Source organism: Janthinobacterium sp. NFX145, assembly GCF_049810325.1.
GTDB lineage: Bacteria > Pseudomonadota > Gammaproteobacteria > Burkholderiales > Burkholderiaceae_D > Janthinobacterium > Janthinobacterium rivuli.
Genome location: NZ_CP187360.1, coordinates 3,452,875 through 3,476,490 on the forward strand (window position 1 = coordinate 3,452,875; position 23,616 = coordinate 3,476,490).

The window sequence follows — 23,616 nt, forward strand, 5'->3', positions numbered from 1 at the left end:
AAAATGTCACAAAACATACTTTCGTTATCGTGGCATTTCAGCGACAAGCCGCGCCGCCACGGGCTTTTACGCTGCACCGCAGCACGCTTCACCACCTTTAAAACGACATTATTTCGCAAGCCAGCAAACTATTTACTTTCGTTTTGCTTTCGTATTTGACTTTTCGAAATTTAGTATTTATGCTTTCTCCAACAAACACTTTACTGAGCTCTCATGACTACCCTTCTTCAGCGTGACATTCAAACCTGGCGCGACATCGGCGGCCTGCACACGGCCGAGGAAATCGCCCACCAGCCGGCCATCTGGCGCGCGCTGGCCGGCATTTTGCGCAAGGAGCAAGCGGCACTGGCCGCCTTCCTCGGCGACGCGCTGTCGAATCCACAACAACGCGTCATTCTGACGGGCGCCGGCAGCTCGGCCTACGTGGGTGAAATCGTCGTCGATACCCTGAATGCGGCCTGGCCCGCGCAGATCCGCGCCATCGCCACCACAACCTTGCTGACGCACCATGAGCTGTACCTGGAAGCGGACGCGCCCACCCTGCTCGTCTCGTTTGCCCGCAGCGGCGACAGCCCGGAAAGCCTGGCGGCCGTGGAACTGCTGCGCCAGGTCGTGCCCGGCGCGCGCTTCCTGAACATCACCTGCAACGCGGACGGCAAGCTGGCGCGCCAGGGCGCCAACGACGGCAATACCTATAACCTGCTGATGCCGGAAGGCAGCTGCGACCGCGGCTTCGCCATGACCAGCAGTTTTAGCAGCATGCTGCTGGCGGCCCTGTCGGTACTGGGCAAGGACGTCGATTTGACGCGCCTGGACACCCTGGCGCAGCTGGGCGAGCAAGCCTTGCGCGACTGGTCGGCGCCCGTGGCGGACCTCGGTTCGACACCCGTGCAGCGCGTCGTCTACCTGGGCAGCGGCCCGCTGGAAGCGCTGGCCAAGGAAGCGGCATTAAAGATCCTGGAATTGACGGGCGGCCGCGTGATGGCGATGGCCAATACGCCGCTGGGCTTCCGCCACGGCCCGAAATCGGCCGTCACCACGGAATCGCTGGTGATCCTGCTGCGCAGCAGCAAGCCGCTGGCGCGCCAGTACGAAGACGACCTATTGAAAGAACTGCAGCGCGACAGCGTGGCGCAGACGTGCCTGACCGTCGGTATCGGCGGTGACTTATCTGCCGATGCGCCGGCCTGGCCCGACGCCTGGCTGGCCCCGCTGTGGCTGCTGATGGCGCAGCAATATGCGCTGCACCAGTCCGCACTGCTGCAACTGCGCCCCGACAATCCATTCGCCGGCGGCATCGTCAACCGTGTCGTGCAAGGCGTCACCATCTATGGCCATGACCAATTCTAATCACACAGCCGGCTACCACGGCATCGACATCGGCGGCAGCAAGATGGAGCTGGTCGCCTTTGCCGACCGCGATGGCGCGCTGGAAGAAGTGTTCCGCGAACGGGTGGCCACGCCGGGCGACGATTTTGCCGCTTTCGTGCAAGCCATCGTCGACCTGGTGGCGCGCGGCGACCTGGCACTGGGCACGACGGCCCCCGTCGGCATCGGCTTGCCCGGCGTGATCGACAGCGCCAGCGGCCGACAGCTCAGTTCCAACGTGCCGGCCCTGAATGGCCGCCTGGTGGCGCAAACCCTGCAGCAGGCCTTGCAGCGTCCTGTCGCCATCGGCAACGATTGCCAGTGCTTCGCCCTGTCGGAAGCGCAAGGCGGCGCGGCCGACAACGCCGCCAGCATGTTCGGCGCCATCCTCGGCACGGGCGCGGGCGGCGGCTATTGCGTGGGTGGCCAGCTGCTGCGCGGTTTCAACGGCGTGGCCGGCGAATGGGGCCACTGGAGCCTGCCCGCCACCCTGATGGCGCAGCATGGCCTGGCCGATTACCCCTGTCCGTGCGGCAAGGCGGGCTGCCTGGAGCGCTATGTCTCCGGCCCCGCCATGCGCAAAATCCACGCCCACTTTGGCGGCGACGGCGCAGAGCCTCTGGCGATCGTGGCGCGCGCCAACATGGGTGACGCCGTGGCCCAGCGCACGGTGGCCGTGCACCTCGACGTGCTGGGCCACGCGCTGGCCGGCCTGGTGCTGGCCTACGACCCGCACGTCATCGTGCTCGGCGGCGGCTTGTCCAAGCTGCCGCACCTGTACGACAAGCTGCCGGCCGCCGTGAAGCGCCATCTGTTCCCCGGCGTGCACGTGCCGCCGATACTGCCGCCCCGCTTTGGCGATGCCGGCGGCGCGCGCGGCGCGGCCCTTTTGATCCGACAACATACGAAGGCGTAACCATGATGAAGCAAGCGGAAAACCCGACTTTTACCCTGTCCCCGATCCAGCAAGTGATCAAGGCGCACCGCCGCGGCGAGCGCGTGGGACTGTACGCCGTCTGCTGCAGCCACCCGAGCGTGCTGCGCGCCGCCATGCGCGTGGCCAGCGAGTACGACACGGTGCTGCTGGTCGAGGCGACGTCGAACCAGGTCGACCAGTTCGGCGGCTACACGGGCATGACGCCGGCCGTTTTCCGCGACACCATGCTGGCACTGGCCCGCGAACAGGGTTTCCCCGCCAGCCGCCTCGTGCTGGGCGGCGACCATCTGGGCCCGAACGCCTGGCAGCACCTCGATGCGGCCACCGCCATGAACCACGCCGAAACCCTGATCGCCGCGTATGCGGCCGCCGGCTTCCATAAAATCCACCTCGATTGCAGCATGCGCTGCGCCGACGACCCGTTGCAGCTCGACGATGAAACCGTGGCCGCCCGTTCGGCGCGCCTGTGCATCGTGGCAGAGGAAGCGGCGGCGGCCGCCGGCTTCGCGCCGCCCGTCTACGTGATCGGCACGGAAGTGCCGATTCCCGGCGGCGAAGCGTCGCTGGCGCAAGCCGGCGCCGTCACCAGTCCGCAGGCGGCGCGCCGCACCCTCGACGTGCACCGCCGCGCGTTTCTGGAAAACGAGCTGCACGGCGCCTGGCGCCGCGTCATCGCCATGGTGGTGCAGCCGGGCGTCGATTTCGACCAGAGCAGCATCCAGCATTACGACGCCGATGCCGCCACCGAACTGTCGGCCTTTGTCGCCGAGCAGCCTGGCCTCGTGTTCGAAGCCCATTCCACCGACTACCAGCGCGAAACGGCGCTGCACGCCATGGTGCGCGACCATTTCGCCATCCTGAAAGTGGGTCCTGCCGCCACCTTCGCGCTGCGCGAAGCGCTGTTCGCCCTGTGCCAGATCGAGGAAGAACTGCTGCCGGCGCACGCCACCTCGCAGCTGATGCAGGTGCTCGACGACGTGATGGTGGCCAAGCCGAAGAACTGGATCAAGCATTACCTGGGCACGCCGGACGAGCAGCGATTGATGCGCCGCTACGGCTTGAGCGACCGTTGCCGCTATTACTGGGGCGAGCCGGAAGTGGCGGCCGCCGTCGCCAAGCTGCTGGCCAACCTGGACACGGTGGCCATTCCGCTGCCGCTGTTGAGCCAGCATTTGCCGGAGCAGTACCTGGCCGTGGTGCAGGGCAGCCTGCCAGCGCAGGCACCGGCCTTGATCGAGCACAAGATCGGCAGCTTGCTGGCGCAATATGCGCGTGCCTGCAATCGCAATGCGGCAGTCCCCGTCATTGCCGAAGCGGCAATCTGTTAAGCTCGGTATTTTCATTTTTTACTGAGCCCGCCACCATGCGAAATACCAGCCAACGCCGTGAATCCATCCTCCAAATGCTTGCCCAGCAGGGCTCGGTGCAGGTGACCGATCTGGTGGAAAAGCTCGGCGTGTCCGCGGTCACCATCCGCAGCGACTTGAATGCGCTGGAAGCGCAAGGCATGGCCACGCGCAGCCACGGCGGCGCGACCCTCACGCGCACGCCGCCGCCTGAACACACGATACGCCAGAAGGACGCCATCAACCACGAGCAGAAGGAGCGCATCGGCGCCTATGCGGCGCGGCTGGTGGAACCGGGCGACAACATCATCATCGACTCGGGCACCACCACCATCTCGCTGGCGCGCCATTTGCGCGACGCCACCGGCGTGACGGTGGCGACGAATGGCCTGAACATCGCGTGGGAACTGGCCGACGCGCCCGGCGTGGACCTGATCCTGACGGGCGGCCTGCTGCGCAAGCAGTCGCTGTCGATCCAGGGCAGCCAGGCGGAAACCTGCTTGCAGGCGTACAGCTTCGACAAGCTGTTTCTGGGCGTGGACGGCTTCGACCTGCAGTTTGGCGTCACCACCCACCACGAAGCGGAAGCAAGCCTGAACCACAAGATGGTGGAACGGGCCAAGAAAATCATCGTCCTCACGGACGCCTCCAAGTTCGGCCGCGTCAGCCTGCACCGCATCGTGCAGCTGGACCGGGTCGATACCGTCATCACCGATGCCAGCATCAGCCAGGAGTACCGCGAAGGGCTGCAAAAGCTGGGCATCGAACTTTTTATAGCGGAATAACACATGCTGAGCGGCAGAATCCTTACCCCATCTGGCTGGATCACGGGCACCATCACCTTTGACCAGCGCATCGTCCAGATACAAGAAGACCCTGCCGCCGACAGCGCGCTGACCATTCTGCCCGGCTTCATCGACCTGCACGTGCATGGCGCGGCCGGCGTCGACATCATGGAAGGCGGAGACGCGGGCGCCACCGTGGCGCAAGTGCACGCGCGCCATGGCACCACGGCCCTGCTGGGCACCACCCTGACGGCGAAAGAGCCGTCGATCCTGCGCGCCCTGCAAGGCCTGGCTGGCGTCATCGCCGAGCGCCCCGCCAACGGCGCGCGCATGCTGGGCGTGCACCTAGAGGGACCATTTTTGAACCTGCACCGCCTGGGCGCGCAGCCGCCCGACGTCGTGCAGGCCAGCCTGGCGCTGGTGCAGCGCTTCCACGCCATCGCGCCCATCAAGGTCTTGACCATGGCGCCGGAAATCCCCGGCCACCTGGAACTGATCCCGCAGCTGGCGGCGATGGGCATCCGCGTGCAGATCGGCCACAGCGCCGGCACGTATGACGAAGGCGTGGCCGCGCTGAACGCCGGCGTTTCCGGTTTTACCCACCTGTACAACGGCATGACGGGCATGACCCACTACGACCCGGGCATGGTGGGCGCGGCGCTGGCACATGCCGAATACGCGGAAATCATCCCCGACCTGCAGCACGTGGCCAAGGGCGCCCTGCGCGCGGCCCTGCGCGCCATTCCGCGCCTGTACGGCGTGACGGACGCCACCTCGGCCACCGGCATGCCCGATGGCGAATACGGCCTGGGTACGCAGCGCGTCTACAAATGCCTGGGCTGCGTGCGCCTGGCCACGGGTTCGCTGGCCGGCAGCGTGCTGACCATGGACCAGGCCCTGCGCAATTTCGTCGACCTGGGCCTGGACCTGGCCGACGCCTCGAACCGCTTGTCGCTGTACCCGGCCGACTACCTGGGCGAGTCCGAACGGGGCCGATTGGCGCCGGGCGCCTGGGCCGATATCGTCGTCCTCGATTCCACACTACAGCCAGTGTCCGTCTTCGTCGAAGGCGCGGCCATCGATCTTTCCACCCGCTAGACCATCCCCCAACCTCAACCCCGTCCCGGAGTTACCATGCACGACACGTCACACAAGGCCCCCGTGTGGGCCATGCGCTACCTGCTATTTATTGCCGGCATGGGGGGATTGCTGTACGGCATAGACATCGGCATCATCGCCGGCGCCCTGCCCTATCTGGAATCGACGGCCTCGGTGGCCTGGAAACTGACGGCCCAGCAGCTGAGCTTTATCGTCGCCGCCGTGCTATTGGGTTCGGTTCTGTCCTCGCTGTTCGCCGGCGCCCTGGCCGATATCATCGGCCGGCGCTGGGTGATGTTCCTGGCCGGCGCCCTGTTCAGCGCCAGCATCCCGCTGATCGCGCTGGCCGATGGCTACACGCCACTGCTGCTGGGGCGCCTGCTGCAAGGCATCAGCGGCGGCTTGATCGGCGTCGTCGTGCCCCTGTACCTGGCCGAATGCCTGCCGGCGCAACAGCGCGGACGGGGCGCCGCCCTGTTCCAGCTGCTGCTGACCATCGGCCTGGTGGCCGCCGCCCTGATCGGCCTGCTGCAGGCGCAGACGGTGGAAACGGCCACGCAGGCGGCGCAGGCGTTGCCGGAAGCGGGCCGCGTCGCCGCCATCTTCACGGCCAAGGACCAGGCCTGGCGCAGCATCTTCTGGGTCTGTTTGACGCCGGGCCTCGTGTTTACCGTCGGCGCCCTGCTGCTGGCCGAGTCGCCGCGCTGGCTGGCGCAACGGGGCCGCATCGAGCAGGCGCGCCAGTCGCTGCTGCGCACACGCCTGCCCGCCGCCGCCGACATCGAGCTGCGCGAAATGCAGGACACGCCGGAAAATACGGCCAAGGCCAGCGGCAAGGCGAAGGATCCGCTGCTGAGCCGCCGCTACGTGCTGCCCTTCCTGCTCGCGTGCCTGATCCTCGCCTGCACGCAGGCGACGGGCATCAATTCCATCCTCGCCTATGTCGTCAACATTTTGAACCAGGCGGGCCTGTCGGGCGCCTCGGCCAACATGGCGGACGTCTTGCTGAAAGTGCTCAATGCCGTGATGACGGTGGTGGCCGTGCTGCTGGTGGACCGCAAGGGCCGCAAGTTCCTGCTGATGCTGGGCACGGGCGGCATCGTCGTCTCGCTGCTGGCGGCCGGCCTGCTGTTCCGCGGCGCCGAAGCGCACCTGGCCGACGTGCGCCCCGCCATCGCGGCGCAAGTGCAAGCCGATGGTCTGCGCCTGAACCTCGATGCGGCCGCCTTGACGGCCCTGGGTGCGGCCGCCGACGGCACACCGCAGCAGCTGACCATCGCCTACGCCTACGGCCCGTTCACGAACGTGAAAAGCCTGCGCAGCGACGATCCCGTACTGCGCCAGGTGACCATCGCCCGCGACGACGCCGTGCAGCCTGACAGCGTGATCGGCGTGTTCTTCCGCAAACTGCACCTGAACCCCTTCGCCGACCCGGCCGCCGGGCGCGAAGCGCCGCTGCGCATCGAGAAGGCCAGCCTGGGCCCCGTGCCCTCGTCCACGCATGGCTGGCTGGTGGCGATTGCCATCTGCGTGTTCGTGTCCAGCTTTGCCGTGGGACCGGGCGTGTGCGTGTGGCTGGCCCTTTCCGAGCTGATGCCGACGCGCATCCGCTCGAACGGCATGAGCATCGCCCTGCTGGTCAACCAGTTCGTCTCGACAGTGATCGCCGCCATCTTCCTGCCCACGGTGGGTTTGCATGGCTATTCGACCCTGTTCTTCTTTGGCGCCGGCTGCACCGTGCTGTATTTCCTGGCGGCGGCCTTCCTGCTGCCGGAAACCAAGGGCAAGACGCTGGAGGAAATTGAAGCGCACTTTGCCAAATAAGCCAGAGTAAGCAACTGTAGCAGTCTCCTTTCCAGCCCCGGCCCACCATCCGGGGCTGTTTTTTTGCCTGCTGGACAAGTTTGCAGGGCTGGCGCGCACGGCACCGTACGGTTTTCCTTCAGGAATCACGGGCGCGTGGGCTAGAATCTGGCTGCGTCGTGCTACTCACGAGGCGGCAATGGCGCCATGACAAAAACCACCAGGAGACACAGTGAGCTTATTTAGAACCAAGAATTTGGATGACATGATTGCCCACAGCAAGAAGCCAGGAGGCCTGGCCAAGGTGCTGGGGCCCTTCGACCTTGTCCTCATGGGCATCGGCGCCATCGTCGGCACGGGCATTTTCGTGCTCACCGGCACGGGCGCGCTGACGGCCGGCCCCGCGCTGTCGCTGTCATTTGTCGTGGCGGCCGTCGCCTGCTGCTTCGCCGCCCTGTGCTACGCGGAATTCGCCTCCACCGTGCCGGTGGCCGGCTCCATCTACACCTACAGCTATGCCACCCTGGGCGAGCTGGCCGCCTGGATGATAGGCTGGGACTTGCTGCTCGAGTACGGCCTGGCCGCCGCCGCCGTCTCCGTCGGCTGGTCCGGCTACTTCCAGTCGCTGCTGTCCGGCTTTGGCATCGCCCTGCCCGTGGCCCTGACTGCCGCACCGGGTGCGCTGCCCGGCGTGACCACCTTCATCAACCTGCCGGCCCTGGTCATCATGCTGGCCCTGACGGCCATGCTGGGCTGGGGCGTGCGCGAATCGGCGCGCCTGAACAACATCATGGTGGCCATCAAGGTGGGCGTGGTGCTGCTGTTCATCATCTTCGGCGCGCGCCACGTGCAGCCTGCCAACTGGCAGCCCTACATGCCGTTCGGCTACCACGGCATGCTGAGCGCCGCCGCCCTCGTCTTCTTCGCCTTCATCGGCTTTGACGCCGTCACCTCGGCCGCAGAGGAAGTCAAGAAGCCGTCGCGCGATTTGCCGATCGGCATCATCGGCTCCCTGGCCGTGTGCGCCGTGCTGTACGTGGTGGTGTCGGCCATCATGACGGGCATCGTGCCGTACCAAAAATTCCTCGGCGTCGACCATCCCGTCTCGCTGGCCCTGCAGTATGCGGGCGAAAACTGGATCGCCGGCTTCGTCGACCTGGGCGCCATCCTCGGCATGACCACCGTGATTCTCGTGATGGCTTTCGGCCAGACGCGCATCATCTTCGCCATGTCGCGCGACGGCTTGCTGCCCAAGCGCCTGTCGACCGTGCACCCGCGCTTCCACACGCCGTTCTTCGCCACCTGGCTGGTCGGCATCGTCTTCGGCCTGATCGCCGCCGTGATCCCGCTCAACATCCTCGCCGAACTGATCAACATTGGTACTTTGGCCGCCTTCACCATGGTCTCGATTGCCGTGGTGGTGCTGCGCAAGAAGCGCCCTGACCTGCCGCGCGCCTTCCGCTGCCCCGGCGTGCCCTACGTGCCGGCGCTGGCCGTGATCCTGTGCGTGGGTCTGATGACCTTCCTCAGCTGGGTCACCTGGTTGGCCTTTTCCATCTGGCTGGTGATCGGCCTGGTCATCTACTTCGGCTACGCGCGCCGCCGTTCGCTGCTGCACCCGCAACAGTAAAAAGTCCCCGGCAGCGACACATCCTGTCGCTGCCGCAGTTAAGATGGCGGTCTCGCAACCACCGCAGGCCGCCATCCATGCAACGTTCCCCCGACCTCATCGCACAACTGGACCAGAGCACGGACCAGCTCAAGCGCGCGCGCCTGCGCAACATGCAGTGGCTGGCCGTCGGCTTGCTGCTGCTGGCCGCGCTGGTCTTCGCCGTGGCCCGCTCGCAGCGGGACGGCCCCCCCGCCTGGGGCTATGTGGAAGCATTCGCCGAAGCGGCCATGGTGGGGGCGATCGCCGACTGGTTCGCCGTCGTCGCCCTGTTCCGCCACCCGCTGGGCATTCCCCTGTGGCATACGGCCATCATCCCGAACAGCAAGGCCGACATCGGCCGCAGCCTGGGCGCCTTCGTGGAAAACCATTTCATTACCGAACAAGGCATCGCCGAGCGCATCGCGCAGGCCGATCCCGCCGCGCGCCTGGGCGCCTGGCTCGGTGACGAGAGCCACGCGCGGCAGCTGGGCATGGCCAGCGCCAGCGTCGCCAGACAGCTGCTGGCGATGGCCGACCACGAGCAGCTGGGACGATTGCTGCGCGAGCAGGCCAGCAACTACCTGGGACAATTGAATGTATCGGACGTGGCGGCCGACTGCATCGATGCGCTGATCGCCGACGGCAAGCCGCAGGAGCTGCTGGACTTCCTGCTCGACCGCAGCGCCGCCTACCTCGACGACGAGACGCATCACGCGGCCATCGGCGACTTCGTGCTGGGCGCTTTCCAGATCGAGAACGCACTCGTGAAAAAGGCCGTGAAAGCGTATGAACCGCGCATGATCGCCTCGCTGCAAAAATTCGCCCTCGCCGTGCGCGTCGATCCGCAGCACCCGCTGCGCCAGCGCATCGCCGGCTGGATCGCCGACAGCGCCCTGCACCTGAAGGCCGACCCGCAGTGGCAGGAAACCGTGCGCCGCTACCAGCTGCAACTGATCGCCAGCGACACGGTGCAAGCCATGCTGGGCGACGTCTGGACCAACATCAGCACGCGTCTGCTGGCCGACCTGCACGCCGACCAGCCCGTGCTGGCGCAAGCCATCGCCAACGTGGCGCGCAACACGGGCAAGGTGCTGGAGGAGGACAAAGCTGCGCGGGAATGGCTGAACACCGCCATCGTCGCCGGCAGCGGTTCGCTGGTGCGCCGCTACCGGGGCGAAGTGGGCGCCTTCATCGCCGCCCGCCTGGACCTGTGGAGCAAGGACGAAATGAGCGAGCGCATCGAACTGGCCATCGGGCGCGACCTGCAATTCATCCGCATCAACGGCACCATCGTGGGCGGCCTGGCCGGCTTGCTGATTTATTCAGTCAGCCAGGCGTTTTAGCGCCACTACCAGCGAAGAAGTTCCCCTGACGGCGCCGCATGCGAAGGAAAATGCGGCAGCACTTCCTGCGCCAGTTCCTGCAGCACCTCCGCGGCCGGGCGCTGGCCATGCTGGATGCCCAGCGCCGCATGGTTGACGCCCGCCGCGCGCCATTCACCGAGCAGATCGATCAATCCCTTGCGCCCCGTGCGCAGCACATAGCCGCTGCGCACCGGCGTGCGCGGGTAGTCGGGGTCGTCCACCAGATCCAGCCACTCATTGCACATGTGGGGGCGGAAGCCGCCATCCGGGATGCACCGGCGCCAGGCGCGGATCTTGTCCGCCAGCCGGCGCGGCCCTTCCGGCGTATCCGTCGCTTCCGGATACGTCAGCCAGCCGTCTGCATGGCGCCCTATCCACTCAAGCGGCTGGCCCGAGGAACTGGTGACGACCAGGGGAATGGCGCCCGCCACGGGCTTGGGCAGCAGTTCCAGGCCCTCGATGCTGCCCAGCGGGCCTTTGACGCTGGCGGGGCCGGCGCGCAGCAACTGGCGGAACAGCTGCACGGCCTGCGCATAGCGCTCGCCGCGCGTGGCGTACGGCACGCCATACGCGGGAAATTCGCTGGCGCGGTCGCCCGACGCCGTGCCCAGCACCAGGCGCCCTCCCGACAGCTGGTCGATGCTAGCGGCCGCCTTGGCCAGGTCGATGGGGTGGCGCAGGGTAAAGATGGCGCTGCCCGTGGCCAGGGCCAGCGAGTCCGTGCGCGCCGCCAGATACGCCAGGTAGGTCCACGGGTCGAACAACTGGCCCGCATCGCCGAAGCGCGGGTCGAACAGGGGAATGTCGCGCACCCAGGCGGCGGCAAAGCCTTGCCTGTCCATGGCGGCGACCAGCTCGGCCTGGCCGGCCAGCGCCCGCATGTCGCCCTGGTAAAAGCGCAGCGGCAGATAAATGCCGAGAGTGAGCGCGCCGGGCGCGAACATGCGGCGGTAGCCGGCATGGTGGGAAAACGCGTGCGAGGACGCGCCACTGGTATCGATCGTCATATTGTTCCTTGACAAAAATCAGGCGCCCGTGGCGGGCGCGGGAATGGTGATACCCAGCTGCACGGCCGGGCGGGCCGCCACGCGGGCGTACCAGGCGCGCACGTGCGGCCAGGCGGAAAAATCGAAGCCGACCAGGTCGGCGATATGCAGCCAGCCAAAGCTGGCGATGTCGGCGATGGAATAGTCGTCGCCGCCCAGGTAGGCGTGATCCGCCAGGCGGCCATCCATGGTGGCCAGCGCGGCGTCGCACAAGCGGCGAAAGTGCGCCGTGGCGGCCGCATTCGCGCCCGCTTCCGCAATCTCGAAATGCACGCGCTGGCCCAGCATCGGCCCCATGCTGGCCGCGTGAAATTGCAGCCAGGTGATGGCGGCCCAGCGCTGCGCGGGCGCCTTCGGCAGCAAGCGCCCCGTTTTCCCGGCCAGGTACAGCAGGATGGCGGCCGACTCGAACACGGTGACGCCCGCGTCGTGGTCGACCAGCACGGGAATGCGTCCATGCGGATTGAGGGCCAGGAAAGCGGGCAAGCGGTGTTCGCCCTGATCGATGCGCACGTGGCGCAATTGGTAGAGCAAGCCCAGTTCGGCCAGCGCGATGGTGGCTTTGAAACCGTTGGGCGAGCTGTCGGTGTAGAGTTCAAGCGAACCGGCCGGGGATGTGATGCTGTGCATGGAGTATCCTGTCGATATAGTTTTACTGAAGTACAATCAGCCTTGTAAACACCGCCATCCTCGTTTTTATTCTCAAAGAATGGAAACGATGATTTTTACTGTCTGGCTATAGAAAAACTATATCGATGAAGCATCCTTTACCGCTCCAGGCGCTGCGCGCCTTTGTCGAGGTGGGCCAGCGCGGCAGCATCAAGGCCGCCGCCGAGGCGCTGCACGTGACGTCGGGCGCCGTCAGCCAGCAAATCCGCCTGCTCGAAGAACGGGTCGGCATGCCCCTGTTTACGCGCGAACGCCAGGGCTTGCGTCTGACCGAGGCGGGCGCCATGGTCCACCCCGCCCTGCTGGGCGCCTTCGCGCAGATCGCCGGCGCCAGCCAGGCGCTGGAAGACATGGGCGCCCGCCAGACGCTGACCGTCAGCACGGTCGCCACCTTTGCCGCCGCGTGGCTGGTGCCGCGCCTGGGTCGCTTCAACCAGCGCCATCCGCAGATCGAGGTGCGCGTGGAAGCGACATCGGCCCTCGTCGACCTGCACCGCGACCGGGTCGACGTGGCCTTGCGCCACGGCCTGGGCGACTATCCGGGCTTGCAGGTGACGCGCCTGATGGCGCCCGTGCTGGTACCTGTCGCCAGCCCCGCCCTGATGGCGGGCCAGCCACCCATCGCCACGCCGGGCGATTGCCTGCGCTACCCGCTGCTGCACGATACGGACCGCGCCGACTGGCCCTTGTGGCTGGCCGCGCACGGCGCGCAGGACGACGCTGCGGATGCGGCGCGGGCGCTGCGCGGCTCGGCCTTCGAAGATGATTTTCTGTTGATACGCGCGGCCGAGGCGGGCCAGGGCCTGGCCTTGGTGCCGCAGCTGTACGCGCAGGAGGAGATCGCCGCCGGGCGCCTGGTGCAAGTGCTGGACTTGCCCTGGCCCGCGCGCTTTGCCTACTATCTGGTGACGCGGCCCGACGCGGCCACGCGCCCCGCCGTGCAGGCCTTCATGGCATGGATCTGCGAGGAAGCGCAGGCAGCGCGCTAGAACGCATGCGCGCCGGACGCGCACGACACCACGCCGCACATGGTGGTAAACAGCACCGGCACACCGGCGCGCCCCGTGGCGATGCAGGCCGCAGCCGGCACCACGGCCAGCAACAGGGCCAGGTAGCCGATTGCCTTCAGGCGCCGCGCGGAAGAACGACGCACGCCCCCGGCTGCCCCGCGTAAATAGCCTCTGGCCGCCTCTTCGTTGCCGCTTGCCGACATTTTCGTATGCATGTCCATCTCCTCCATCCATAGTGACCGGTCTTGCCTCACTGCATTTTGCTACATAAATTTGCCAAATACAATAAATAAATTCACGAATAAATCGCTTTTCTTTCTTTACTCACGAAAAACAATGAAATTACGATATTCGATTAAATCATTTTTAGTCGCACTTGCCATCAGGCGGCAAGCCACATGGGCACGCATCCGGCCAAACTTGATGTAGATCATAATTTTTTGAACAAGCTCTTGCTATCCTGTAAAAAAATGACGGGAGCACCGGATGAGCAAGACGCAGCCGAGCGACGCGCAGCACAACGTGGAACATGAGCGCCTGGGCAGCGCCTGGCAAGGCGTGCCGGCGCCCGGTTATCCGGAAAGCGCACCGGAAGGCGCCACCCTGGATCTGCTGCTGAACGCCTGGCTGGGCAAGTTCACGGGCGGCATTTCGCCGGCCGCGCTGGGCAACGCCTATGCCGACTGGCTCGGCCACCTGGCATTGGCGCCATCGAAGCAGCAAACCCTGCTGGAGGAAGCGTGGAAGAAGATCGGCCGCTGGCAGCAATATGCGCTCCAATCGGCCCTCACCGGCGGCGACGCCAAACCGTGCATCGCGCCGCTGCCGCAGGACCGGCGCTTCGACGACCCGGCCTGGCGGCGCTGGCCGTACAACCTCGTCTACCAGGGCTTTTTGCTGCAGCAGCAATGGTGGCACCGCGCCACCACGGGCGTGCGCGGCGTCTCGCCGCACCACGAGGATGTCGTCACGTTCACCGTGCGCCAGTGGCTCGACATGCTGGCGCCGTCGAACTTCGTGCCGACCAATCCCGTGGTGCAGCAATCGGCCCTGGAAAGCGGCTGCGCCAGCCTGGCGCGCGGCGCAGCGCATGCGGCCGCCGACTGGCAGCGCGCCGCCATGGGGCCGTATGCGCCCGACACGCGTCACTACCAGGCGGGCCAGAACGTGGCCGTCACGCCGGGCAAGGTGGTCTACCGCAATGACCTGATCGAATTGATACAGTACACCCCCACAACAGCGACGGTGCATGCCACGCCGCTGCTGTTCGTGCCGGCCTGGATCATGAAGTTCTATATTCTCGACCTGTCGCCGCACAATTCGCTGGTGCGCTACCTGGTGGACCAGGGCCACACGGTGTTCATGATTTCCTGGAAAAACCCGACGGAAGAAGACCGCGAGCTGTCGCTGGAAGACTACCGCCAGCTGGGCGTGATGGACGCGCTTGACGCCGTTGCCAGCATCGCGGGCGCGCCGCAGGTGCACGCTGTCGGCTACTGCCTGGGCGGCACCCTGCTGGCGATCGCCGCCGCGACCATGGCGCGCGATGGCGATGCGCGCCTGGCCAGCCTCACCATGCTGGCGTCGCAGGTGGACTTCAAGGAGCCGGGCGAACTGTCGCTGTTCATCGACGAGAGCCAGGTCAGCTTCCTGGAAGCGGCCATGTGGAAGCAGGGTTACCTCGACACGAAGCAGATGGCGGGCGCCTTCCAGCTGCTGCGCTCGAACGATCTGATCTGGTCGCGCCAGCTGCGCCACTACCTGCTGGGACAAGACGAGCAGGACAGCGACCTGATGGCCTGGAACGGCGACGCCACGCGCATGCCCTGCCGCATGCATTCGGAATACCTGCGCCGCCTGTTCCTGCACAACGACCTGGCCGAAGGCCGCTACCGCACGGCCGGCCGCCACATCGCCCTGCCCGACATCGATGCGCCCATCTTTGCCGTCGGCACCCTGACGGATCACGTGGCGCCATGGCGCTCCGTGTATAAACTGCAGCTGCTGACCGACACCGACGTCACCTTTTTGCTGACCTCGGACGGCCACAATGCGGGCGTCGTCTCGCCGCCGGGCCAGCCGCGCCGCAGCTACCAGCTGGCCACGCACCGTCACGACGCGCCCTACATCGACGCGGACAGCTGGCAGCGCGACGTGCCGCAGCATGACGGTTCGTGGTGGCCCGCCTGGCAAGCCTGGCTGGAAGAACGCGCGGGCGCGCAAGTGGCGCCGCCGACCATGGGGCCCGACCTGGGCGATGCGCCGGGCAGCTACGTGCTGCAAACCTGATCACCGACAACCGAGCGACAATCTAGCGACAACCGAGGAAAACGCCATGCCCTACACCACCCTGCTGGTCCACGTCGACAATTCGCGCCACTGCGCCCAGCGCATCCGCCTGGCCGTGCGCCTGGCCGTTGCCGACGGCGCCCACCTGATCGGCTCGGCCATGAGCGGCATCTCGCGCTACGCGTATGGCGGCGGCGTCAACGCGCTGCAGTTCGCGCCGGCGCAGATGCAGGCGCTGCGCACCCAGGCCAGCGAGGCCTTGCACGACTTCGAGCGCATCGCCCGCGAGGAAGGCCTGGGCAGTTACGAGACGCGCTTCGTCGACGACGACGCGCAAGGCGCGCTGCTGCTGCAGGCGCGCTATTGCGACTTGCTGATCCTGGGCCAGACGGATGCGCAGGATACGCCGTCGCGCGTCATCGCCGGCACGGCCGAATACCTGATGCTCCATTGCGGCCGGCCCGTGCTGATGGTGCCGCACGCGCCGGCCGCCGCGCCGGCGGGCATCGCGCAGCATCCGCTGCTGGCCTGGAACGGCAGCGCCGAAGCGCTGCGCGCCATTACCGATGCGCTGCCGCTGCTGCAAGGGGCGCGGCAGGTAACGCTGGCCGTCGTCAATTCGCACGCCCAGCCGGCCGCGCACGGCGAGCAGCCGGGCGCTGACCTGGCCCTGTACCTGGCGCGCCACGGCGTCAACGTCGAGGTGCTGCAGCACGACACGCCGCCGGGCCAGGACGTGGGCGCGGCCCTGCTGGCCATGGCCGCCCAGCGGCACTGCGACCTGGTCGTGATGGGCTGCTACGGCCACATGCGCCTGCGCGAAGCGCTGCTGGGCGGCGTCACGCGCACGGTGCTGCAGGACATGACCTTGCCGGTGCTGGTGTCGCACTAGCCGCCACCGCGTGCTGGCCATCACGCACCACGGCTATGGCCAATCGGGCAAACCGCTTCGCACCGGCGCCGGCAACGAGCTGACCCTGCTCGCCGGCAGCAGCCATGCGTGGGTCAAACCCGAGCACTACCATGACAGCTTTTGCCAGGACCTCGACGCGGAGGAAGGCGCCGTGCTGGGCGTGGTGCAGAAAGCGCCGCTGGCCAGCACCTTTGGCGACACCGTCAGCGACCCGGCCTGGAAGCACAAACCCAGCTGGTACCAGGTGTCCACTGCCGACCGCATGATTTCCCCCGTCAACCAGGAACGCATGGCGGCGCGCCTGGGCGCCAGGAAAGTCATCAGCCCGAACGCCAGCCACGCGTCGCTGGCCTCGCGCCCCATCGAAGTGGCGGCGCTGATACTGGAGGCGGCAAGCGCGGTGGCAGGCGGCTAAGCTTGCCGGCTACAGCCAGCCTTCGCGCTTCAGGCGCCGGTGCAGCCAGTAGCAGCCGGCGATGATGACGACGATCACGGCCGGATAGCTGCCGCGCCACTTCAGTTCCGGCATGAATTCGAAGTTCATGCCGTACAGGCTGAAGACCATGGTGGGCACGGCCAGGATGGCGGCCCAGGCGGCCAGCCGCTTGACGACCTCGTTCTGGCGGATCGAAATTTGCCCCAGCGCCACCTGCATGGCCGAATTGACCAGCTCGCGCATCTGTCCCGCCGTGTGGGTGACCCGTTTGACGTGGTCGAGGATGTCGCGGTAATAGATGCGGTTTTCCTTGGGCACGATGTCGCCATGGAAGCGGATCAATTGGGTGCAGATGTCGTGCAGCGGGTTGACGGCCGCGTCGAGCTTGAGCAGTTCCGTCTTGAGCTGGTAAAAATCCTGCAGCTTGTCCTCGCTCAAACTGGGCTTGAACAGCTGCAATTCATAGTGCTGAAACTTCGCCTGCAAATGGTCGATGCAGGGCTGGTACTGATCGACGATGAAGTCGATGATGGAATACAGCACGTAACCAGGGCCGCTGGCCAGTTTCTCGGGCACGCTTTCCTTGCGTTCGCGCAACTTCGCATAGCCGGCCGAGGGGCCGTGGCGCACCGTGATGATGAAGCGGGGGCCGAGAAAGACGTGGGTTTCGCCGTAGACGATGGCCTCGCCGTCCAGCGTGGCCGTGTGCACCACCATGAACAGGGTGTCGCCGTACTCTTCCAGCTTGGGCCGCTCGTGCGCACCCTGCGCATCCTCGACGGCCAGCTCGTGCAAGCCAAACGCCGATTGCAGCGCCTGCATGGCCGTGGCATCGGGACTGGCCATGCCGATCCAGACGAAACAATCGGGGTCGCACAGAAAGTCGCCCACTTTGTCGATGTCGAAATGCGCGATCTTCTTGCCGTCGCGATAGGCTTCGCAATTGATGACGGCGGCGTGGGTACTCAAGTCCATGGTGGTTTTCGGCTAAGGGCGGCAATATCGGGGGGCCAGTATAGCGGAAAGACCATGATGGCCCTGCCAACCGAACTGCCACATTCACATTTGGGCACGCCAATTTGAAATACCGCTGGCAGCCGTCTCCTGAACACGCGCTGGGCCATGGCTGGATATCCGAACCGCCATATTGGCCAACGCGACCAGAGAGCAGCACCGACGTGACACTGTCCGGCCCATTCACCCTGGGCGGACGCCTGACGCGATGGGACAAGAACCGCATCGGTTATAACAGCAGCGCCCGTTTTGCCTTCGCCAAGAGCAAGTTCGTGCCGTATGCAAACGTGGTGGTGGACCTGAACGACACGTATTCCATGGATGCCAGGCACTCCGCCACCTCCCCAGCATGCATGCCATGCGGTATTCGCCTTGCCGCTGTCTCTTCGCAATCAGCATTTTTCAGATACGGCATTCAAAACCATTTGATGATAAACATGGTCCAATCCGAAATTTTGTTTTCATACGGAAATATGTTGACAATAAATGAATAAATCCGGACTATGTGGGCGATCAAGCTGACTATGCCTTCGTATAAAAATACCCGGATAGGCAGGTAAAGGTCAAACGTACTCCGCGATACCAAAGCTGATTCACCAGCATGCCGACAGGACCAAAGATGAAAGACACATACCACTTGCGCGCCGTTCACAATTTTACTTCTGGAATGCTTGCTGAAGACCAATGGGCTGACAAGCCGCGAATCGCAAGCAACACTGGCGCGTTTGCGCAACTGTCCTGATGGCTACCTTTTCCCGCCTCCTGGCAGACTTTCTATGGCCTTCGCCTGGAAAAAATTATCTACGTCGTCAAAAAGAGGAAAATGAAAAAAAACAAAGCCATGAAATTAATTTTGACATCATTCTCCATATTGCAATATTAGTTTTTCTTTTCGCAGCAGGATGTGTTCTTTTCTTAATTGGCAAAGCGCATCTCGACACACCAATGACGAGATTTTTTTTCATATTTGCTTGTATCTACTTGCCTCTCCAGTGGATTGCGGCGCTGCGCGCAACAATTAGAGGATTAACTGCGAAAGCATTCTTGACTTACCGGAACGGCTGGACAATTTATCCGCGAAATAAAAAAAAGAGCGCTTTTAATTCAAATAGAAAAAATAGATTTTTATTCGACATTTCCTCGCTACATGAAATCAATCAAATAAAACTTGACAATCTTACAGTGGCAAGCCGGGCGATAAACAATTATCTATGGGCCATGCTTTTCTTTACTATCATGTTCATCATCTCGATGATGATCCCCGCATCCACTTCCCCCAGTATTGTCGCCAACGAAATCATTCAATCACAAAAACAGATAACAAGCACGCCAACGACAGGTGGCAATGTCGCTGACGGCTTACGGATGACACTCTTCATTGCGCTGGCTGCCACTTTCGCGATGCTGGGCGCGGCGCTTTTTTTATTGGGGAAAACATGGCGTCAGAAAATTGTCGGTGGAATAATGCTCGTTAGCGGTTCAATCTTGGGCTTTGGAGGAAAAATCAAGTTTGATACCACGCTGTTCGCGCTGGACAACTTGGTCGGGGAAATTCAAGTCAAGCTCACGAAGATTGAAAATACGGTCGATAATCCACGTCCGTACTATACGTTCATACGAAAAGTCGTGACGGTAGGTCCGTTTCCCGATGGAGGGCATTTGCTTGATGCGCACAGTACCGTAGAGTGTGTCCGCAATGCGCTGGCACGGTACGACAAGATACAGGTTGGTGGATGGGAAGTCATCGGACGGGTCGACAAGCGCCAGCTCAAGCCGCAACCGATGGGCATCTATGGCTCGAATCAGGCGCTGGCCATGGCGCGTGCCAGTTGGGTGGTTCAAAAAATATTGACGCCGCAACCCACTTTTAATGTTGAACATGCCGTGATCTCGGTGGGCGGCGCACAAGGCGTTGGCACCTCCGTGGGAGTAAACGACATGCAATCCGATCGCGCCGTCGATGTCTTTGCCATGGTCAATTCGCACAATGACAAAGACGCGCTGGCTGCGCTGCCCAAGCCCGTCATCTGCCCTTGAATGTAGCCTGAGAAAATGTAAAAAACTACACCCCGCGCGGCGTATCCGGCAGTCTTGCCAGCAGCTTGTCCAACGTTACCGGATAGTCCCGCACCCGCACCCCCGTCGCGTTGTACACGGCGTTCGCGACAGCGGCCGCCACGCCGCAGATGCCCAGCTCGCCCACGCCCTTGGCTTTCATGGGCGAGGACGTGGGGTCCGTTTCATCGAGGAAAATGACATCCTGGTGCGGGATGTCAGCGTGCACGGGCACTTCGTAGCTGGCCAGGTCGTGGTTGACGAAAAAGCCGCGGCGCTGGTCGACCACCAGTTCTTCCATCAGGGCCGCGCCCACGCCCATGGTCATGGCGCCGATGACCTGGCTGCGGGCCGCTTTCGGGTTCAGGATGCGGCCTGCCGCGCACACGGCCAGCATGCGGCGCACGCGCACTTCGCCCGTGTCGCCGTCCACGCCCACTTCCACGAAATGCGCGCCGAACGTCGATTGCTGGAATTTTTTATCGAGGTCGCCGTATTCCATGTGGTCTTCCGCGACGATGTCGCCATGGAACGCGGCGGCCGCGAGTGGCACGCTGCGGTCGCCCTGGCTCACCTGGCCATCAGAAAAGCGCGCCTCTTTCTCATCGAAGCCCAGCTTGGCGGCGATGGTCTGGCGCAGGCGCACGCAGGCCGCGTAGACGCCGGCCGTGGAACTGTTGCCGCCCCACTGTCCGCCGGAACCGGCGGAGACGGGAAAATCCGAATCGCCCAGGCGCACGACCACCTTGTTCAAGGTCACGCCCAGCATTTCCGCCGCCGTCTGGGCGATGATGGTATAGCTGCCCGTGCCGATGTCCGTCATGTCAGTTTCCACCGTGATCACGCCATTGCCATCGAGGCGCACGCGGGCGGCGGACTGCATGACGAGGTTGTTGCGGAAGGCCGCCGCCACGCCCATGCCCACGAGCCAGCGGCCATCGCGCCGCATGCCCGGCTGCGCTGATCTCTCCTTCCAGCCGAATTCCACGGCGCCCGTGCGCAGGCAGTCGATCAGGCGGCGCTGGGAAAACGGCCTGCCCGGTTTTTCCGGGTCCACTTTGGTGTCGTTCAGGATGCGAAAGACGATGGGATCCATTTTCAGCTTGTCGGCCATCTCGTCCATGGCGATTTCCAGCGCCATCAAGCCCGGCGCCTCGCCCGGCGCGCGCATGGCATTGCCTTCCGGCAAGTCGAGCACGGCCAGGCGCATGGCCGTCATGCGGTTCGGGCCCGCATACAGCAGCCGCGTCTGCATCACGGCCGTTTCCGGCTGCCCACCTTTGAGGTCGCCGGACCACGATTCATGGCCGATGGCCGTGATCTTGCCGTCGCGCGTGGCGCCGATGCGCAGGCGCTGGATGGTGGCGGGCCTGTGCGTCGTGTTGTTGATCATCAAGGGGCGCACCAGGGCCACCTTGACGGGACGCTGGGCCGCGCGCGCGCCCAAGGCCGCCAGCAAGGCTTCCGCGCGCACGAACAGCTTGCCGCCGAAACCGCCGCCGATGTACGGCGAAACGATGCGCACCTTGTCTTTCGCAATGCCAAGCGTACGGGCCAGGTCGCCACGGCCCCAGTCCACCATCTGGTTCGCCGTCCACACCGTCACCTTGTCGCCTTCCCAGGCGGCAATCGAGGCGTGCGGCTCCATCATGGCGTGCGACTGGTCAGGCGTCGTGTAGGTGGCGTCCAGGCGCACGGGCGCATTGGCAAAGGCGCCGGCGAAGTTGCCCGTCTTGCTGTCGGGCTTGCCGTCTTTCGGCTTGGTGGCCGTGCTTTTTGCCTTGGCCAGGTCGAAAACGCCCTTCTGCTCGACATATTTGACGTCCAGCAACTGCGCGGCCGAGCGGGCTTGCTCGAAGGTTTCCGCCACCACCAGCGCGATGGCCTGGTGGTAGTGCTGGATTTCAGGGCCACCGAGCAGATTGGCCGTGTTCATCTTGCCTTTACCCAGCTTGCCAGCCGACTCGGCCGTCACCACGGCCAGCACGCCCGGCGCGCGCCGCGCGGCGCTCGAGTCGATCGAGGCGATGCGCCCCTTGGCGATGGCCGCGCCGACGACATGGCCGTAAGCGGCATGCGGCGCGGCCTTGTTCTGTTCATATGCATACGGCGCCGTGCCCGTGGTTTTCAGGGGGCCGTCGATGCGGTCCGTGGGACGGCCCACGACTTTCAGCTGGTCGATGGGATTGGTGGTCGCCGGTGTCGTAAATTTCATGGCCCTAGCCTTTCTTTGCTTGCGCTTCAGCCAGCACCGAGGCAATCGTGCGCTGCGCCAGGGTCACCTTGAAGGCATTGTCGTCAGTCGTCCTGGCGCCGGCCAGCAGGCGTTCGCTCACGGCGGCGGCGCCATTGGGGATCGCCTGCTCGGCGGCAGGCACTCGCCATGGCTGCGGCGCGACGCCGCCCAAGGCCAGCTTGCCCGTACCATTGGGCAAGATGATGGCCGCCACGGATACGAGCGCGAACGCATACGAGGCGCGGTCGCGCACCTTGCGGTAGACGTGCGTGCCGCCGATGGGCCGGGGCAAGGTCACGCTGGTGATCAGTTCGCCCGGCTGCAGCACGGTTTCCACGTGCGGCGTGCTGCCCGGCAAACGGTAAAAGTCGGCGATGGGGATGCTGCGCGTGCTGCCATCGGACCGCACCGTGTCAATGGCCGCGTCAAGCACGCGCATGGCCACGGCCATGTCGCTCGGGTGGGTGGCGATGCAAGCCTCGCTGCCGCCCAGGATGGCCAGCGGCCGGCTGAAGCCGGCTATGGCCGAGCAGCCGCTGCCCGGCACGCGCTTGTTGCAGGCCTGGTTCGTGTCATAAAAGTAAGGGCAGCGCGTGCGCTGCAGCAGGTTGCCGGCCGTCGTCGCCTTGTTGCGCAATTGCGCCGAGGCGCCCGCCAGCAAGGCGCGCGACAGCACGGCATAATCGCGCCGCACCGTGGCGTGCGCGGCCAGGGCCGTGTTGCGCACGAGGGCGCCGATGCGCAAGCCGCCGTCCTTTGTTGCTTCCACTTTATCCAGCGCCAGGCCATTGACGTCGATCAAGTGCGCGGGCGTTTCGATTTCCAGTTTCATCAGGTCGAGCAGATTCGTGCCGCCGGCGATGAAGCGGGCACCCGGCGTGTGCAAGGCGGCGGCCGCCGCTTCGGCCGGCGAGGCGGCCTTCTGGTAGCTGAAGACTCTCATGCCGGCCTCCCCGCCACCTCGGTGATGGCCTCGATGATGTTGGAATAGGCGCCGCAACGGCAGATGTTGCCGCTCATGCGCTCGCGCAATTCTTCGGGCGTCACCGAGGCGGCCGCATTCAAATCGGTGCTGACGTGGCTGGGGATGCCCTGGCGGATTTCTCCCAGCGCGGCCACGGCCGAGCAGATCTGCCCCGGCGTGCAGTAGCCGCACTGGTAACCGTCATGCGCGATGAAGGCGGCCTGCATCGGGTGCAGCTTGTCGGGCGTGCCGAGTCCCTCGATGGTGGTCACCTTGGCGCCGTCATGCATCACAGCAAGCGTTAAACAGGCATTGATGCGCTGGCCATCGAGCATGATGGTGCAAGCGCCGCACTGGCCGTGGTCGCAGCCCTTCTTGGTGCCCGTCAGGTGCAAGTGTTCGCGCAAGGCGTCGAGCAAGGTGGTGCGCGTGTCGAGTTCCAGGCTGTGGCGCCGGCCGTTGACGTCGAGGCTGACTTTCATCAGCACTGGCGGTGCCTGGCCAGCCGTGTTGACGGCCTGCGCCGCTCCCGCGACGCCGGGAACGGCCGCCGCCGTGGCCGACAGCGCGCCGGCGATCAGCAAGCCGCGCCTGCCGGCATTGATGTGATGGGACTCTGTCATCTCGCGCTT

The 23,616-nt window shown here is 64.9% G+C and carries 20 protein-coding genes and 1 pseudogene; 14 read left to right on the forward strand and 7 right to left on the reverse strand.

Annotation, left to right across the window (positions count from 1 at the left end; translation table 11 throughout):
- The first annotated feature begins 213 nt into the window (after window positions 1–213).
- From ACPJXG_RS15405 to ACPJXG_RS15440, 8 genes are all read left to right on the forward strand, one after another.
- Window positions 214–1,350 (forward strand): SIS domain-containing protein, encoded by a 1,137-nt coding sequence (locus tag ACPJXG_RS15405; protein WP_425251582.1) that lies wholly within the window; start codon window positions 214–216, stop codon window positions 1,348–1,350.
- Window positions 1,337–2,284 (forward strand): ROK family protein, encoded by a 948-nt coding sequence (locus tag ACPJXG_RS15410; RefSeq protein WP_176390317.1) that lies wholly within the window; start codon window positions 1,337–1,339, stop codon window positions 2,282–2,284. Before ACPJXG_RS15405 ends, ACPJXG_RS15410 begins: the two co-directional genes overlap by 14 nt.
- Window positions 2,285–2,289: 5 nt before the next feature.
- Entirely contained in the window at window positions 2,290–3,633 is a 1,344-nt protein-coding gene (locus ACPJXG_RS15415) for a D-tagatose-bisphosphate aldolase, class II, non-catalytic subunit (RefSeq protein WP_219309752.1), read from the forward strand.
- A gap of 35 nt (window positions 3,634–3,668) precedes the next feature.
- On the forward strand, window positions 3,669–4,436 hold the full coding sequence (locus ACPJXG_RS15420; RefSeq protein ID WP_034781637.1) for a DeoR family transcriptional regulator: 768 nt from the start codon (window positions 3,669–3,671) through the stop codon (window positions 4,434–4,436).
- Window positions 4,437–4,439: 3 nt separating this feature from the next.
- Complete coding sequence (locus tag ACPJXG_RS15425; RefSeq protein WP_425251583.1) at window positions 4,440–5,534, forward strand: N-acetylglucosamine-6-phosphate deacetylase; 1,095 nt, start codon at window positions 4,440–4,442, stop codon at window positions 5,532–5,534.
- Window positions 5,535–5,570: 36 nt separating this feature from the next.
- Window positions 5,571–7,358: an MFS transporter gene (locus ACPJXG_RS15430; RefSeq protein ID WP_425251584.1), complete on the forward strand. Its 1,788-nt coding sequence runs from the start codon at window positions 5,571–5,573 to the stop codon at window positions 7,356–7,358.
- Between the two features lie 211 nt (window positions 7,359–7,569).
- The gene (locus ACPJXG_RS15435; protein ID WP_081922399.1) at window positions 7,570–8,967 is read left to right on the forward strand and encodes an amino acid permease; all 1,398 of its coding nucleotides are present in this window, start codon (window positions 7,570–7,572) and stop codon (window positions 8,965–8,967) included.
- 77 nt (window positions 8,968–9,044) lie between these two features.
- On the forward strand, window positions 9,045–10,331 hold the full coding sequence (locus ACPJXG_RS15440; protein WP_425251585.1) for a DUF445 domain-containing protein: 1,287 nt from the start codon (window positions 9,045–9,047) through the stop codon (window positions 10,329–10,331).
- Window positions 10,332–10,336: 5 nt separating this feature from the next.
- On the opposite strand, the gene ACPJXG_RS15445 is transcribed toward ACPJXG_RS15440, so the two are convergent.
- Together ACPJXG_RS15445 and ACPJXG_RS15450 are read right to left on the reverse strand one after the other, a co-directional pair.
- On the reverse strand, window positions 10,337–11,359 hold the full coding sequence (locus ACPJXG_RS15445) for an LLM class oxidoreductase (RefSeq protein ID WP_425251586.1): 1,023 nt from the start codon (window positions 11,357–11,359) through the stop codon (window positions 10,337–10,339).
- A gap of 18 nt (window positions 11,360–11,377) precedes the next feature.
- Entirely contained in the window at window positions 11,378–12,028 is a 651-nt protein-coding gene (locus tag ACPJXG_RS15450; RefSeq protein WP_425251587.1) for a glutathione S-transferase family protein, read from the reverse strand.
- A 125-nt stretch (window positions 12,029–12,153) separates the two neighbouring features.
- Between ACPJXG_RS15450 and gcvA the strand changes: the two genes are divergently transcribed.
- Window positions 12,154–13,056: a transcriptional regulator GcvA gene (gene gcvA / locus ACPJXG_RS15455; RefSeq protein ID WP_425251588.1), complete on the forward strand. Its 903-nt coding sequence runs from the start codon at window positions 12,154–12,156 to the stop codon at window positions 13,054–13,056.
- Here the strand turns inward: gcvA and ACPJXG_RS15460 are convergent.
- Window positions 13,053–13,220: a hypothetical protein gene (locus ACPJXG_RS15460; protein ID WP_425251589.1), complete on the reverse strand. Its 168-nt coding sequence runs from the start codon at window positions 13,218–13,220 to the stop codon at window positions 13,053–13,055. The two genes, gcvA and ACPJXG_RS15460, sit on opposite strands and share 4 nt — an antisense overlap.
- 343 nt (window positions 13,221–13,563) lie before the next feature.
- On the opposite strand from ACPJXG_RS15460, the gene ACPJXG_RS15465 reads away from it, so the two are divergent.
- From ACPJXG_RS15465 to ACPJXG_RS15475, 3 genes and pseudogenes are all read left to right on the forward strand, one after another.
- On the forward strand, window positions 13,564–15,366 hold the full coding sequence (locus ACPJXG_RS15465) for a PHA/PHB synthase family protein (RefSeq protein ID WP_425251590.1): 1,803 nt from the start codon (window positions 13,564–13,566) through the stop codon (window positions 15,364–15,366).
- Between the two features lie 46 nt (window positions 15,367–15,412).
- Window positions 15,413–16,258, forward strand: coding sequence for a universal stress protein (locus tag ACPJXG_RS15470; RefSeq protein WP_425251591.1), 846 nt, complete (start codon window positions 15,413–15,415; stop codon window positions 16,256–16,258).
- Window positions 16,259–16,361: 103 nt separating this feature from the next.
- A pseudogene (locus tag ACPJXG_RS15475) lies at window positions 16,362–16,694 on the forward strand (alpha/beta fold hydrolase); the annotation flags it as partial.
- Window positions 16,695–16,703: 9 nt separating this feature from the next.
- Here ACPJXG_RS15475 and corA read toward each other — a convergent pair.
- Window positions 16,704–17,690, reverse strand: coding sequence for a magnesium/cobalt transporter CorA (gene corA / locus ACPJXG_RS15480; protein WP_425251592.1), 987 nt, complete (start codon window positions 17,688–17,690; stop codon window positions 16,704–16,706).
- A gap of 104 nt (window positions 17,691–17,794) precedes the next feature.
- On the opposite strand from corA, the gene ACPJXG_RS15485 reads away from it, so the two are divergent.
- Complete coding sequence (locus ACPJXG_RS15485; RefSeq protein ID WP_425251593.1) at window positions 17,795–18,223, forward strand: hypothetical protein; 429 nt, start codon at window positions 17,795–17,797, stop codon at window positions 18,221–18,223.
- Window positions 18,224–18,470: 247 nt separating this feature from the next.
- Window positions 18,471–19,766 carry a hypothetical protein gene (locus tag ACPJXG_RS15490; RefSeq protein WP_425251594.1) on the forward strand — a complete coding sequence of 432 codons (1,296 nt, stop codon included), beginning with the start codon at window positions 18,471–18,473 and terminating at the stop codon, window positions 19,764–19,766.
- A gap of 25 nt (window positions 19,767–19,791) precedes the next feature.
- On the opposite strand, the gene paoC is transcribed toward ACPJXG_RS15490, so the two are convergent.
- Genes paoC through paoA form a run of 3 tightly spaced genes read right to left on the reverse strand, consistent with a single transcriptional unit; the run spans window position 19,792 to window position 23,607 of the window.
- Window positions 19,792–21,999 (reverse strand): aldehyde oxidoreductase molybdenum-binding subunit PaoC, encoded by a 2,208-nt coding sequence (paoC, locus tag ACPJXG_RS15495; RefSeq protein WP_425251595.1) that lies wholly within the window; start codon window positions 21,997–21,999, stop codon window positions 19,792–19,794.
- 4 nt (window positions 22,000–22,003) lie between these two features.
- Window positions 22,004–22,963 carry an FAD binding domain-containing protein gene (locus ACPJXG_RS15500; RefSeq protein WP_425251596.1) on the reverse strand — a complete coding sequence of 320 codons (960 nt, stop codon included), beginning with the start codon at window positions 22,961–22,963 and terminating at the stop codon, window positions 22,004–22,006.
- Complete coding sequence (gene paoA, locus ACPJXG_RS15505) at window positions 22,960–23,607, reverse strand: aldehyde dehydrogenase iron-sulfur subunit PaoA (protein WP_425251597.1); 648 nt, start codon at window positions 23,605–23,607, stop codon at window positions 22,960–22,962. The genes ACPJXG_RS15500 and paoA overlap by 4 nt, the downstream gene beginning before the upstream one ends.
- Between the last annotated feature and the right edge of the window lie 9 nt (window positions 23,608–23,616).

Excerpts from the sequence above, each read along its gene's own strand:
- ACPJXG_RS15450 (WP_425251587.1), bottom strand. The coding sequence starts at position 12,028 with ATGCACAGCATCACATCCCCGGCCGGTTCGCTTGAACTCTACACCGAC.
- ACPJXG_RS15470 (WP_425251591.1), top strand. The coding sequence starts at position 15,413 with ATGCCCTACACCACCCTGCTGGTCCACGTCGACAATTCGCGCCACTGC.
- ACPJXG_RS15405 (WP_425251582.1), top strand. The coding sequence starts at position 214 with ATGACTACCCTTCTTCAGCGTGACATTCAAACCTGGCGCGACATCGGC.
- gcvA (WP_425251588.1), top strand. The coding sequence starts at position 12,154 with ATGAAGCATCCTTTACCGCTCCAGGCGCTGCGCGCCTTTGTCGAGGTG.
- ACPJXG_RS15415 (WP_219309752.1), top strand. The coding sequence starts at position 2,290 with ATGAAGCAAGCGGAAAACCCGACTTTTACCCTGTCCCCGATCCAGCAA.
- paoC (WP_425251595.1), bottom strand. The coding sequence starts at position 21,999 with ATGAAATTTACGACACCGGCGACCACCAATCCCATCGACCAGCTGAAA.
- ACPJXG_RS15500 (WP_425251596.1), bottom strand. The coding sequence starts at position 22,963 with ATGAGAGTCTTCAGCTACCAGAAGGCCGCCTCGCCGGCCGAAGCGGCG.
- ACPJXG_RS15440 (WP_425251585.1), top strand. The coding sequence starts at position 9,045 with ATGCAACGTTCCCCCGACCTCATCGCACAACTGGACCAGAGCACGGAC.
- paoA (WP_425251597.1), bottom strand. The coding sequence starts at position 23,607 with ATGACAGAGTCCCATCACATCAATGCCGGCAGGCGCGGCTTGCTGATC.
- ACPJXG_RS15425 (WP_425251583.1), top strand. The coding sequence starts at position 4,440 with ATGCTGAGCGGCAGAATCCTTACCCCATCTGGCTGGATCACGGGCACC.
- ACPJXG_RS15445 (WP_425251586.1), bottom strand. The coding sequence starts at position 11,359 with ATGACGATCGATACCAGTGGCGCGTCCTCGCACGCGTTTTCCCACCAT.
- ACPJXG_RS15420 (WP_034781637.1), top strand. The coding sequence starts at position 3,669 with ATGCGAAATACCAGCCAACGCCGTGAATCCATCCTCCAAATGCTTGCC.
- ACPJXG_RS15410 (WP_176390317.1), top strand. The coding sequence starts at position 1,337 with ATGACCAATTCTAATCACACAGCCGGCTACCACGGCATCGACATCGGC.
- corA (WP_425251592.1), bottom strand. The coding sequence starts at position 17,690 with ATGGACTTGAGTACCCACGCCGCCGTCATCAATTGCGAAGCCTATCGC.
- ACPJXG_RS15430 (WP_425251584.1), top strand. The coding sequence starts at position 5,571 with ATGCACGACACGTCACACAAGGCCCCCGTGTGGGCCATGCGCTACCTG.
- ACPJXG_RS15465 (WP_425251590.1), top strand. The coding sequence starts at position 13,564 with ATGAGCAAGACGCAGCCGAGCGACGCGCAGCACAACGTGGAACATGAG.
- ACPJXG_RS15490 (WP_425251594.1), top strand. The coding sequence starts at position 18,471 with ATGGCTACCTTTTCCCGCCTCCTGGCAGACTTTCTATGGCCTTCGCCT.